This window comes from Novosphingobium sp. YAF33 (assembly GCF_052113265.1).
In the GTDB taxonomy this organism is placed as follows: Bacteria; Pseudomonadota; Alphaproteobacteria; order Sphingomonadales; family Sphingomonadaceae; genus Novosphingobium.
This window is the reverse complement of sequence record NZ_JBFRCW010000004.1, coordinates 115,040-126,641: the sequence shown is the minus strand read 5'-3', so window position 1 is coordinate 126,641 and position 11,602 is coordinate 115,040. Positions and strand designations below refer to the sequence as shown.

Here is an 11,602-nt window from a genome sequence, read left to right as displayed (position 1 = left end):
GCCACTCGTGATCCTCCCGGCATATGCGCAAACCATAGCCGCCATCAAGCTCCCAGCACTAAAGCACAGGCGCGAAAGGAGCGGACGAACAGGAACGCCGACCCGGCGGCGGGCGTTGGCGGGGAATATCCGCGAGCAGGAGCGACAGCGCCATGACGAAGGAATTCAAGAAGGGCGACAAGGTGGAGTGGGACACCAGCCAGGGCGCGACACACGGCACTGTCCAGAAGAAGCAGACCACCGAGACGCATATCAAGCGCCACAAGATCGCCGCCACGCCGGACGACCCGCAATATATCGTCAAGAGCGACAAGTCGGGCAAGAAAGCGGCGCACAAGCCCGAGGAACTGCGGCGCAAGTCCTGAAGCCGCGTCTGCGCGAGGCTGACTTGAGACGGAGCCGGGAGCAATTCGCCTTGCAGAGGCGTTGTGCGGGGCAGGAGAAGGAGCCTGCCCGATGTCGCCCGCGACCCATATCATGACCACCGCCCGCCGCGAAATCCTCACCCGTCCGGTTCTTTCGCTCGTTCAGTCCGCGCTGCCCGCACTGTCCGCCACGGAGAACGAGGCGATCGACGCAGGCAATACCTGGTGGGACGCCGCGCTGTTCACTGGCAATCCGGACTGGGAGCAATTGCTGGCGATCCCGCCCGCCACGCTGACCGAAGAAGAACGCGCCTTCATGGACGGCCCGGTCGACAGGCTCTGCGCCATGATCGACGACTGGCGCATGACCTGGGAAACCCGCGACCTGCCGCCCGAAGCCTGGGACTTCCTGAAGCGCGAGAAGTTCTTCGGCATCATCATCCCCAGGGAACACGGCGGCCTTGGCTTTTCCAACTTCGCCCATAGCGAAATCGTGCGCAAGATCGCGACGCGCTCGGTCTCCACTGCAGTGACGGCCATGGTGCCCAATTCGCTTGGGCCGGGCGAACTGATCCTGCGCTTCGGCACGAAAGAACAGCAGGAGCACTGGCTGCCCCGCCTGGCCGACGGGCGCGAAGTGCCGGCCTTCGGGCTTACCAGCCCCGAGGCCGGGTCCGACGCCGCCGCGATGACCGATGAGGGCGTGATCTGCCGGGGCCAATGGAACGGCGAGGACGTGCTGGGCATCCGCCTCAACTGGCACAAGCGCTACATCACGCTGGGGCCGGTCGCGACCATTCTCGGCCTGGCCTTCAAGCTGCGCGATCCCGACCATCTGCTGGGCCATCAGGACGATATCGGTATCACCGTGGCGCTCGTGCCCACGGACCTGCCGGGCGTGACCATCGGCCGCCGCCACATCCCCTCCATGCAGACGTTCCAGAACGGTCCCAACGAAGGCCATGACGTGTTCATCCCGCTCGACAACGTGATCGGCGGGCCGGAGCGCGTCGGCCAGGGCTGGAAGATGCTGATGAGCGCGCTGGCGGCCGGGCGCGGGATCTCGCTGCCTTCGCTCTCGGCGGCAGCAGGCGCTTTCGCGGCCCATACCACCGGCGCTTATGCCCGCGTCCGCTCGCAATTCAATCTGCCGATCGGCAAGTTCGAAGGCATTCAGGAGCGCCTCGCCCGCATCGCCGGCAACGCCTATCTGCTGGACGGCGCGCGGCGGCTGACGTGCGCCGGGCTGGACCAGGGCAACCACCCGGCGGTGATTTCCTCGATCCTCAAGCTCCACGCCACCGAGCGGATGCGCGTCGTTATCAACGATGCCATGGATGTGCACGGCGGCAAGGCGATCATCGAAGGACCGCGCAACTACCTCGGCAGCCAGTACCGCGCCATTCCGGTGGGCATCACGGTGGAAGGCGCCAATATCCTCACCCGCAGCCTGATGGTCTTCGGGCAAGGCGCGATCCGCTCGCACCCCTACCTGCTGGAGGAAATCCGCGCCGTGGGCGATGCCAATCGCGGCCGGGCGCTGGCGAATTTCGACCAGGTGCTGTGGAAGCACATCGGCCATGCGCTGAAAACGGCGATCCGCGCCTTCGTGCGCGGCTGGAGCGGCGGCAGGTTCGCCCCCGCGCCCAGGGCAGGCAAGGCCACGCGCTATTACCGGCAGATGAGCCGCTATGCCGCCGCTTTCGCTTTCGTTTCGGACATTTCGTTCCTGACGCTCGGCGGCGAACTCAAGCGGCGCGAACTGCTCTCGGGCCGCCTGGGTGACGTGCTTTCCGAACTCTACCTGCTGTCCGGCGCGCTCAAGCGCTGGGAAGACGAAGGGCGGCAGGACGAAGACCTGCCGCTGCTGGCCTGGTGCATGGAAAGCGGCTTCGCCACCATCGAGCAGCGCTTTGCCGAGATCATCGCCAACTTCCCGGCCCGTCCGGTCGGCTGGATGCTGCGCCTGTTCATCCAGCCGTTCGGCCGCCGCAACGGCCCGTCGGACCGCACGATCCGCCAGTGCGCAGACATCCTGCTGGAACCCTGCGCCGCGCGAGAGCGGCTGGTGGAGAACGTCTATATCGGGGGGGCGGACGAGGCCGTCGGCCGCCTGACCGACGCTTTCCAGCAAACCGTGGCGACCCAGCCCGTCCACGACCGCCTGCGCAAGGCACGCATCCGCGATCTGGACAAGGCGCACGAACAGGGCCTCATCACCGATGGGGAACTGGAGAGCTTGCGCGCCGCCGATGCGGCCGTGGCGGAAGTGATCGCGGTGGACGACTTCGCGGCCGAAGACCTCGACCAGTCCGGCCACGAAACGGCCACCCCGCGCATCGCCGAGCCCGCCGAATGAGCCGCCCGGTCTATATCGTCGACGGTGCCCGCACCCCGTTCCTGAAGGCACGCGGCGGCCCCGGTCCCTTCACGCCGGTCGATCTGGCCGTGCAATGCGGGCGGCCGCTGCTGCTGCGCCAGCCATTCACGCCGACGGCCTTCGATCAGGTGATCCTGGGCTGCGTGAACGTCATCGCGGACGAGGCGAACCCGGCCCGCGTCGCCGCCCTGCGCCTTGGCTGCGGCCCGCAGACCACCGCCTTCACCGTGCAGATCAATTGCGGCTCCGGCATGCAGGCGATGGACACGGCCTATCGCTACATCGCCGACGGCGGCAGCGACCTGATCCTGGCAGGCGGAGCCGAAGCCTTGAGCCACGCCCCGCTGGTGCTGCGGCAGGACGCGGTGGAATGGCTGGCGGAAATGCAGGGCAACAAGGCCGGCCCGCTTGGCGCGCTCAAGGCCGCAAGCCACTTCCGGCCCGATTTCCTGAAGCCCATCGTCGGCCTCGAACGCGGGCTGACCGATCCGATCACCGATCTCGGCATGGGGCAGACCGCCGAAGTGCTCGCTCACCTCTTCTCGATCTCGCGCGAGGCGGCGGACCGTTATGCGGTAGAGAGCCACAAGCGGCTGGCGAAGGCGCAGGCGGAAGGCTGGCTGAAAGGCGAACTCGAACCCGCCTTCGCCCGCGACGGCACCGTCCACGACCACGACGACGGCGTCCGACCGGACAGCGAGCCTGCCAAGCTGGCCAAGCTCAAGCCCGTGTTCGAGCGGCCCTACGGCAAAGTCACGGCCGGCAACAGCTCGCAGATCACTGACGGCGCCTGCTGGACCATTCTCGCCTCGGAAGCGGCGGTGGAGCGCCATGGCCTCAAGCCCCGCGCGCGTATCGTCGACAGCCAGTGGTCAGCGCTCGATCCCTCGATCATGGGCCTCGGTCCGGTGCTTGCCTCCACCGCACTGCTGAAACGCAACGAACTTTCGCTCGACAGCATCGACCTCTGGGAACTGAACGAGGCTTTCGCCGCGCAAGTGCTGGCCTGCCTGGCCGCCTGGCAGGACGAGGGCTTCTGCCGCGAGGTGCTCGGTCTGGACGGCGCGGCGGGCACTATCGATCCCGGGCGCATCAATGTCGACGGCGGGGCGATCTCGCTCGGCCATCCGGTCGGCGCCAGCGGCGCGCGCATCGCGCTCCATCTGGTGCAGGCGATGGAGCGGCTGGGCAGCGGCCGGGGCATCGCCACCGAATGCATCGGCGGGGGCCAGGGCGGCGCCATGCTGATCGAACGCGCATGAAGGAGGCCACGATGAACGATCCCGTATGGACTTATCTGGCCGACCGCGACCTGACGCTCGGCCCCGTTCCCCACGATCACCCGGAAAGCACCGAAGGCTTCACGCACTGGAGCTTTGCGCGCGATGCCGATGGCGTGGCCTGGGCCGTGATCGACCAGCAGGGCACCGGCACCAACACCCTGTCGCAAGCGGTGCTGGAGGAATTCTCCCGCATCCTCGACCTTGTCGAGCAGCGTGCGCCCAAGGCGCTCGTCATCCGGTCGGCCAAGCGGGACGGCTTCCTTGCAGGCGCGGACATCGCGGAATTTCGCGGCGTCACTGACGAAAGCGCGATCCGCGAGAGGATCGCAGCGGCGCACGAGGTGGTCGACCGGCTGGCCGCGCTGACCATACCGACAATCGCCGTCATGCACGGTTACGCCATGGGCGGCGGGCTGGAACTGGCCCTCGCCTGCACGCAGCGCATCGCCGTGGAGGGCACGCGCTTCGGCTTTCCCGAAGTGCAGATCGGCCTCCACCCCGGCCTTGGCGGCACCGCGCGCTTCACGCACTTGTGCGATCCGATCGAGGCGATGAGCGCCATGCTCACCGGCAAGTCGATCCATGACCGGCAGGCCAGGCGCATGGGGCTGGTCGATGCCGTGGTGCCCGAGCGCCATGTCGCCGCCGCCATTGCAGCCGCGGTCGGCGGCGATCTGGAGCAGGCGCGACAGGGCCTGGTGGAACGGCTGAAGGACAGCGCCCCGGCACGCCGCATCGCCGCCCGGCAGATGCGCGCGCAGGCCGAGGGCCGCGCGCCCTCCGCGCACTATCCCGCGCCTTATGCGCTGATCGATCTCTGGGAGGAGCACGGCGGCGACCTGAATGCCATGAAGCAGGCGGAAATCGGCTCCTTCGCCAAGCTGATGCTGACCGATACGGCGCAGAACCTAATCCGCGTGTTCTTCCTGCGGCAGAAACTGAAGGAACTGGCCGGCAAGACTTCCGGCATCGCGCAAGTCCACGTCATCGGCGCGGGCGCAATGGGCGGGGACATTGCCGCGTGGTGCGCGTGGAAGGGCCTGCGCACCAGCCTGTCCGACGTGAAGCCCGGGCCGATCGGCAAGGCCATCGGCCGCGCGGCCGCGCTCTACGAGAAGATCGCGCATGGCGACCGGCTCAAGATCCGCGACGCGCTGGACCGGCTGATCCCCGATCCCGAAGGCCATGGCGTGACGAGCGCCGATCTGGTCATCGAGGCCGCGCCGGAGAAGGCCGATCTCAAGCGCAAGCTCTACGCCGATGCCGAGCCGCGCATGAAGGACGGCGCCATTCTGGCCACCAACACCTCCTCGATCCCGCTGGCCGAACTGCGCGAAGGGCTCCAGCGGCCCGAACGACTGGTCGGCATTCATTTCTTCAACCCGGTCTCGCGGCTGGATCTGGTGGAAGTGGTGACTCATGACGGCACCGATGCGGATGTCGCGGCACAGGCCCGCGCTTTCGTTGGTCGCATCGGCAAGCTGCCCGCGCCCGCGAAGAGCGCGCCGGGCTTCATCGTCAACCGGGTGCTGACGCCCTACCTGGTCGAAGCGCTGACCCTGATGGACGAGGGGCTCGCCCCCGAAGTCATCGACAAGGCGGCGACCGATTTCGGCATGCCGGTCGGTCCGCTGGAATTGGCCGACCAGGTGGGGCTCGACATCGGGCTGGCCGTCGCCGAGATGCTGAAGCGCGAACTCGACTGGCCGATGCCCGATGCCCCGCCATGGCTGAAGGAAAAGGTGGAGGCCGGCGACCTCGGCAAGAAGACCGGCAAGGGCATCTACGTCTGGCGAGAGGGCAAGGCGGTGAAGGGGCACGGTGCAAGGCACGGAAGTACCGCAGCGCCCCAGGCCGATCTGGCGGACCGCCTGATCCTGCCGATGCTCAACACCGCCGTCGCCGTACTGCGCGAGGGCGTGAACGACGATCCCGACGTGATAGACGCGGCGATGATCTTCGGCACCGGCTTCGCGCCGTTCCGCGGCGGCCCGCTGCACTATGCCAAAGAACGCGGCGTGAGTGAGGTGGTCGCGGCGCTCACCGAACTGGCCGCCAAGCATGGGCCGCGCTTCGAACCGGACGCGGGGTGGGACGCGCTGAAGTGAGCCCATATCTCACCGATCCGGAAGAGATCGCGGATCGCATCATTGCCCATACCGGCGGGCGGATCGTGCTGGGCCTGCCGCTGGGGCTGGGCAAGTCTCCCCATGTCGCCAATGCCCTGTTCGAACGCGCCCGGCGCGATCCATCGATACGGCTCGTGATCTTCACCGCCCTGACCCTGGAACCGCCCGCGCTGGGGTCGGACCTCGAACGCCGCTTTCTTGAGCCGGTTTTCGCACGCACGATGGGCGGCTATCCCGAATTTGCGTATGCCGCGGCCCAGCGGGCGGGCGACCTGCCGCCCAACATCGAGGTGAACGAGTTCTTCTTCCAGGCGGGCAGCCGGCTCACCAACGCCGTGGCCCAGCGCAGCTACATTTCGGCCAACTACACCCATGCCGTGCGCTGCCTGCTAGACCAGGGCGTGAACGTGATCGCGCAGATCGTTGCCCGCCGACAGGACCGCTTCAGCCTCAGCTGCAACAGCGACATGACGCTGGACCTGCTCCGCCATCGGGAGGCGGGCAAAGCCGATTTCCTGCTGGTCGGTCAGGTCAATGACGAGCTGCCGTTCATGCCCGGGCCGGCAGACCTTCCCGCCCATGCTTTCGCCATGATCCTCGACAGTGCGGATACGCGGTTTCCCCTGTTCGGGCCGCCCAAGCAGCCGGTCAGCCCGGCGCAGCACGCGATCGGCGTCCATGTCGCCTCGCTGGTGGCGGACGGCGGTTCGCTGCAGATCGGTATCGGCGAGATCGGCGATGCCGTGGCCCATTCGCTGATCCTGCGCCAGCACCAGCCAGACCGTTTCCGCAGCGCCATCGATACCTTGCTCGTGGCCGGGCAAGTGCGCCCGCCCGTGGAGATGGGTGCCTTCGAGCACGGCCTCTATGCGCCCACCGAGATGTTGGTCGACGGCTTCGTCGAACTGATCCGGGCCGATATCGTCAAGCGCGAAGTCGACGGCGCCGTGCTGCACGGCGGTTTCTTCGTCGGTCCCCGCGCTTTCTATGCAGCGCTGCGCGACATGGACGAAGCCACGCGCGGCCTTATCCACATGCGCGAAATCTCCTGGGTCAACGCGCTTTACGGCGACGAAGCGGCCAAGCGGGCCGCCCGCGTCGACGCCCGCTTTGTCAACAGCGCGATGATGGTGACGCTGCTCGGCGCCACGGTTTCCGACGGGCTGGAGGACGGCCGCGTCGTCAGCGGCGTGGGCGGGCAATACAACTTCGTGGCGCAGGCCATGGAACTGGACGGCGCGCGCTCGATCATCACCCTGCCCGCCACCCGGCTGCACGACGGGTCGCTGCAATCCAACATCGTCTGGAGCTACGGCCATGAGACGATCCCCCGCCACTTGCGCGACGTGGTGGTCACCGAATACGGCGTGGCCGACCTTCGCGGCATGAGCGACGAGCGGGTGATCCAGCGCCTGATCGCCGTGGCCGACAGCCGGTTTCAGGACGAACTTCTGCAGGCAGCGCAAAGCGCCGGAAAAATCGGAGCGGATTGGCGCATCCCGCAGGAATGGCGGTCCAACCTTCCGCAGCGCATCACCGACGCCCTGCCAAGGGACGACTTTCCCGCCTATCCCTTCGGCACCGATTTCACGCCGGTCGAGCAGCGGCTCGTGCCTGCACTGCAGCATCTGTCCGAAACCGGCGGGCGCCCCGGCGCGCTGGCAGCCATCGCGGCGCGCGGACTTGCTCGCACCGCGCCGACGCGGGAGGAGGAGGAAGCGCTCGAACGCCTCGATCTGCAAGCCCCGTCAGGCCTGCGTTCGCGAACCTACCGCACCTTGGTACTCGGGGCCCTGCGATCCGTGGAATGAACCAGGCAGATCGATCGGGCCGTTTTCAGGGCTTTGGTTTCGGCGCCGTGCCCTGGACCTCTGGAAAACATTCCCGCGCCAGGTTCTTCCACATCGGTTCCACCGCGTCCTTCCAGTCCCCGAAACCATAGAGAACCAGCGTGCCGTCGTGCCGCGCCTCGAAGGACATCAAGGGGCTCGTCGGCGTATCGGTTTCCTTGGCGACGCGAAAATTCACCTTCCTGCCGGTTTCCACCGACAGGTTTTCACTGACACCGACATCGTCGAACTCGGTTTCCACGCAGGCGGCAACCTCACCGATGGGCCGGTCGGAATGCGCCTTTATGAAGGAAGAAGCCGGAGGCATCGCTGCCAGAAGCAAGATAGCGGCGGGAAACATGGCGCGCTGATACCACGAGTGGACAGATGACCCAAGTACCGGCCCTTCACGGAAACGCCGGAAAAACCTGGTCAGACTGTCAGGACTCGCTACCGAAGAAGTGGTCGATCACGTCGCGTGCCAAGCGGGAAGGCTTGAGCGTGACGGCATCGAGGCAGCACCAGCTGGACTTCACTTCGGCCAGCACTTCCTCACCGCGCTTGATGATCGTTTCGTAGAACGCCCGCGCACCCTGGACCTTTTCCAGGAGCACGGTGGCAATCACGTCGTCCCCCAGGAAAGTGGGCTTGCGGTAGGTGATCTCGTGCTTGAGCGCGACCCACAGATGCTGGCCCACCACTTCGGTAGGCGCAAAGGCGCGCCAATGGTCTAGAACAGCGTCCTGCACCCACTTGAGGTAGCTGGCGTTGTTCACATGGCCCATGAAGTCGATGTCGTTTGCATCGACACCAATGCGGAAGTCGTGGGGAATCGCGGTGCTCACAGGAAGACTCTAGCAGAAGTGCGGCGCGCGCAGCAGACAAATATCATCCGCTTCGGATAAGCCCGAAGCATTGCGGTATCACGACAGAACGGAAACGCCCCGTCGCACCACCGATGGCAATGGTGGTTTCGGGCCGTTTCCGCTTGGAAACGGCCCGAAACTTCAGGTTAAAACCTTTGGTCCGCTCGCGAACTAGAGCGCCTTGGCCATGTTCAGGTGCGCTGTCACCGTAGGCACCAATTCCTTCGCGAAAGCCTTGAGAGGCGCGGAATCGCCGTTCGCCGCGTAGTCCTTCAGCTTGTCGAGGGTCATCTGATGCGCATCGACTTGCGCCGAGGCATAGGCCTTGTCGAAATCGGCGCCGGTGAGATTCTTCAGCGCATCGAGCTTCTGATCCTGCGCGTCGCTGAGGCCGGCGTCCGGCGTGATCGCGGGCGACAGCTTGTCAGCCACGCCCTTCAGCTTGGCGGTGGACTGGGTGTGCGCGTCGATCATCTTTTCGGCGAAGCGCTTCACGGCGGCCGACTGGCCCTTGGCCATGGCCAGCTTGGACGTCTCGATCTCGAAGGCGTCGCTGCTGGCGGCGGCATTGGCGAAGGCCTGCGCAGGGGTCTGCGTGGCCGTGCCCATCGGCATGTCCGCCCCCGGAATGGCGCCGGGAACCACTTCCGTTGCCGGTGCCGTGGCCACGTCATTCGTGGCGGGAGCCTCCTTCTTGCAGGCCGTGAGGGCCAGTGCTGCGAACGAGACGGCGTATAGTACCCGGTGCTTCATGGTGATTTCCTCTTCCTCACTATGCTCCATCGTGAACCAACCAGTCCGCCGCGCGTTCCCGGACAGACTGCTCTCGGTCGCAAGGATCGCGGAGCGTCCCGGCAAGGCAGGAGCAAGACTATGGGAATGCTAGGAAATATCTTCGACAAGGTCTTCCATCGCAACAAGGCGAAAGCCGCCCCCGCGCCTACGCAAAACGCCCCTGCGGCACCCGCCCCCACGCAGGCCGCCCCCGCGCCTGCCGCAGCCGCGCCCGAAGCAGCGGAACCCGTGGACGTCGGCGCGGTGCTTGAGGAAATGGCATCGATGAAGGCGGACCATGGCGGCAATTACCAGACCTCCATCGTCGACCTGCTGAAACTGCTGGATCTCGATTCCAGCCTCTCCGCGCGGAAGGAACTCGCAGACGAACTGGGCGTCCATGCCGCTGCAGACGGTTCGGCAGAGCAGAATATCGCCCTCCATCGCGCCGTCATGGACAACCTTGCCAAGAATGGCGGCATCGTGCCCGACAGCCTTCGCCAATAAGTATCAGACATCGGTAGGTATCAAATGAGGACCGAGCGTAAATCCTGAAAAGTAACCTCGGTTAATGCGCCCTGCCAAAGCGGCGCTATGAGCGCACCCCGGTGGGGTGAAGCCGCGGTATCGCGGTTTCGGACAGGTCGGCAGCGTGCGGCGCCTAGCGCCCGTTGCCGGCCTGTCTCTTCATGTGGATCGGGCTGCCGCACTTATAGCTCGCCTTCGCTGCCCGCGTCGCGGGCACGGCGGATCTCGTGGAGGGCCGAGGTCTGTTCCTTCTCTCCTTCCACCACCAGGTCGGGACGCCCGGCAAGCTCCCCCGCAAGGCGCTTGGCGTACCCCTTCATCACTTTGGCAGCGCCTTTCACTTCCTCTTTCCTATCGGTCATGCCCAATCTCCTGATCGCGCGGTTCAACCGGGGTAGGGCGAGGTCTTCAGCAGACCTGCAAGGTGCGCCGCATTGCCTGCCACCATCCTTGCCGTCTTGGTGACTTTGTCAGGTGTCTTGTCCAAGTCCTTGAAATCGGTGGATCCCATTGCCTCGCCTACCCAGTAACAGGCCGCGACAGCCGGGATCGTCCAGCCCACGTCGTTAAGGGACTGGAACAGCTGGGCCGATGAGAAATGGGCGCCGTCCTCGTTACCGACGATCGCCGCCACCGCGACTTTGCCGTAGCTGGGCATGCGGCCCTCGTCGTCGGTCTCGTCGAGGAAAGCATCCATCCGTTCGAGCACGCGCTTGGCGACGCTGCCGATCTGGCCCATCCAGATGGGGCCGCCGAACACCAGAATATCGTGCGCCAGGATCTTTTCCCGCAGGCCGGGCCATTCGTCACCTTCGCCCTCGTTCGAGGTCACGCCGGGTAGCACGTTGAGCCCAGCCACCCGCACGGTCTCCGTGATCTCGACATCGCGTTCGGCAAAGGCCTTCGCGAGAACCGCGATCATCGCGTCCGTGGAGGAAGGCTCGGCTGGATCGGACTTCAGAGTGCAATTGATGGCCAGGGCTTTGAGTGTCACGGGCAGGCGTCCTTCTTCCGATACATGTTTGCAGAACCAACGCGGGACCCGGCGTTTGGTTCGAGCGCAGGGCGCCCTGCCGGCAAGACCGATTGAAAACGAAAGCTGGGAACGGGGCCGCCTGCTCGCGCCTTTCTTCTGTCGAAGGAGAAGGATCATGGCCGAGTACGAACCCGACGATTCCCGCAATGTCACCGGAACCGCCGGCACGCCCGACGGACGCTGGACCAACCGCGATGGCAAGCCGCCCCAAGGCGTCCCCCAGAAGGATCCGGCCCGCGCCCGGGAAGCGGAGCTTCACCCCGACAAGGAAGACGAACGCCTCAATCCGGGCGCCGATACCGAAACAACCGGCGGCGTGGGCGGCGCCCGGCGAGGCTCTCACGGCTGACCTTTCAGCCGCGGCACGCCGCAGCAACCATTTGTAACGCCGCGTTCGCCGCTTTCGCTCGAA

General features: G+C 66.0%; 12 protein-coding genes. 7 read left to right on the top strand and 5 right to left on the bottom strand.

Going from position 1 to position 11,602, the window contains the following annotated elements:
- Window positions 1–152 precede the first annotated feature (152 nt).
- The 5 genes from AB4Z00_RS09970 to AB4Z00_RS09950 all read left to right on the top strand — a co-directional run bounded on the left by AB4Z00_RS09970 (window position 153) and on the right by AB4Z00_RS09950 (window position 7,968).
- Window positions 153–365, top strand: coding sequence for a DUF2945 domain-containing protein (locus tag AB4Z00_RS09970; protein ID WP_442045805.1), 213 nt, complete (start codon window positions 153–155; stop codon window positions 363–365).
- Between the two features lie 91 nt (window positions 366–456).
- A complete protein-coding gene (locus tag AB4Z00_RS09965) occupies window positions 457–2,724 on the top strand; it encodes an acyl-CoA dehydrogenase (RefSeq protein ID WP_442045804.1) in 2,268 nt (755 codons plus the stop codon).
- Entirely contained in the window at window positions 2,721–4,007 is a 1,287-nt protein-coding gene (locus AB4Z00_RS09960; RefSeq protein WP_431567701.1) for an acetyl-CoA C-acetyltransferase, read from the top strand. Before AB4Z00_RS09965 ends, AB4Z00_RS09960 begins: the two co-directional genes overlap by 4 nt.
- An 11-nt stretch (window positions 4,008–4,018) precedes the next feature.
- The gene (locus AB4Z00_RS09955; RefSeq protein WP_442045803.1) at window positions 4,019–6,136 is read left to right on the top strand and encodes a 3-hydroxyacyl-CoA dehydrogenase NAD-binding domain-containing protein; all 2,118 of its coding nucleotides are present in this window, start codon (window positions 4,019–4,021) and stop codon (window positions 6,134–6,136) included.
- A complete protein-coding gene (locus AB4Z00_RS09950) occupies window positions 6,133–7,968 on the top strand; it encodes an acetyl-CoA hydrolase/transferase C-terminal domain-containing protein (protein ID WP_442045802.1) in 1,836 nt (611 codons plus the stop codon). Before AB4Z00_RS09955 ends, AB4Z00_RS09950 begins: the two co-directional genes overlap by 4 nt.
- 25 nt (window positions 7,969–7,993) lie before the next feature.
- On the opposite strand, the gene AB4Z00_RS09945 is transcribed toward AB4Z00_RS09950, so the two are convergent.
- The 3 genes from AB4Z00_RS09945 to AB4Z00_RS09935 all read right to left on the bottom strand — a co-directional run bounded on the left by AB4Z00_RS09945 (window position 7,994) and on the right by AB4Z00_RS09935 (window position 9,605).
- Window positions 7,994–8,347 carry a hypothetical protein gene (locus AB4Z00_RS09945; protein ID WP_431567704.1) on the bottom strand — a complete coding sequence of 118 codons (354 nt, stop codon included), beginning with the start codon at window positions 8,345–8,347 and terminating at the stop codon, window positions 7,994–7,996.
- Between the two features lie 79 nt (window positions 8,348–8,426).
- Window positions 8,427–8,831 carry an acyl-CoA thioesterase gene (locus tag AB4Z00_RS09940; RefSeq protein ID WP_132265961.1) on the bottom strand — a complete coding sequence of 135 codons (405 nt, stop codon included), beginning with the start codon at window positions 8,829–8,831 and terminating at the stop codon, window positions 8,427–8,429.
- 192 nt (window positions 8,832–9,023) lie between these two features.
- Complete coding sequence (locus AB4Z00_RS09935; RefSeq protein ID WP_132265963.1) at window positions 9,024–9,605, bottom strand: DUF4142 domain-containing protein; 582 nt, start codon at window positions 9,603–9,605, stop codon at window positions 9,024–9,026.
- Window positions 9,606–9,725: 120 nt separating this feature from the next.
- Between AB4Z00_RS09935 and AB4Z00_RS09930 the strand changes: the two genes are divergently transcribed.
- Window positions 9,726–10,133, top strand: coding sequence for a DUF3597 family protein (locus AB4Z00_RS09930; RefSeq protein ID WP_442045801.1), 408 nt, complete (start codon window positions 9,726–9,728; stop codon window positions 10,131–10,133).
- 203 nt (window positions 10,134–10,336) lie between these two features.
- Here the strand turns inward: AB4Z00_RS09930 and AB4Z00_RS09925 are convergent, their stop codons facing one another.
- Both AB4Z00_RS09925 and AB4Z00_RS09920 read right to left on the bottom strand, forming a co-directional pair.
- Window positions 10,337–10,516: a hypothetical protein gene (locus tag AB4Z00_RS09925; RefSeq protein ID WP_442045800.1), complete on the bottom strand. Its 180-nt coding sequence runs from the start codon at window positions 10,514–10,516 to the stop codon at window positions 10,337–10,339.
- A gap of 23 nt (window positions 10,517–10,539) precedes the next feature.
- A complete protein-coding gene (locus AB4Z00_RS09920) occupies window positions 10,540–11,148 on the bottom strand; it encodes a flavodoxin family protein (RefSeq protein ID WP_442045799.1) in 609 nt (202 codons plus the stop codon).
- A 157-nt stretch (window positions 11,149–11,305) separates the two neighbouring features.
- Between AB4Z00_RS09920 and AB4Z00_RS09915 the strand changes: the two genes are divergently transcribed.
- The gene (locus tag AB4Z00_RS09915; protein WP_442045798.1) at window positions 11,306–11,539 is read left to right on the top strand and encodes a hypothetical protein; all 234 of its coding nucleotides are present in this window, start codon (window positions 11,306–11,308) and stop codon (window positions 11,537–11,539) included.
- The last annotated feature ends 63 nt before the right edge of the window (window positions 11,540–11,602 follow it).

What these genes read in the sequence shown, in the direction of transcription:
- AB4Z00_RS09970 (WP_442045805.1), top strand. Translation starts at nt 153, where the DNA reads ATGACGAAGGAATTCAAGAAGGGCGACAAGGTGGAGTGGGACACCAGC.
- AB4Z00_RS09965 (WP_442045804.1), top strand. Translation starts at nt 457, where the DNA reads ATGTCGCCCGCGACCCATATCATGACCACCGCCCGCCGCGAAATCCTC.
- AB4Z00_RS09960 (WP_431567701.1), top strand. Translation starts at nt 2,721, where the DNA reads ATGAGCCGCCCGGTCTATATCGTCGACGGTGCCCGCACCCCGTTCCTG.
- AB4Z00_RS09955 (WP_442045803.1), top strand. Translation starts at nt 4,019, where the DNA reads ATGAACGATCCCGTATGGACTTATCTGGCCGACCGCGACCTGACGCTC.
- AB4Z00_RS09945 (WP_431567704.1), bottom strand. Translation starts at nt 8,347, where the DNA reads ATGTTTCCCGCCGCTATCTTGCTTCTGGCAGCGATGCCTCCGGCTTCT.
- AB4Z00_RS09935 (WP_132265963.1), bottom strand. Translation starts at nt 9,605, where the DNA reads ATGAAGCACCGGGTACTATACGCCGTCTCGTTCGCAGCACTGGCCCTC.
- AB4Z00_RS09930 (WP_442045801.1), top strand. Translation starts at nt 9,726, where the DNA reads ATGGGAATGCTAGGAAATATCTTCGACAAGGTCTTCCATCGCAACAAG.
- AB4Z00_RS09925 (WP_442045800.1), bottom strand. Translation starts at nt 10,516, where the DNA reads ATGACCGATAGGAAAGAGGAAGTGAAAGGCGCTGCCAAAGTGATGAAG.
- AB4Z00_RS09915 (WP_442045798.1), top strand. Translation starts at nt 11,306, where the DNA reads ATGGCCGAGTACGAACCCGACGATTCCCGCAATGTCACCGGAACCGCC.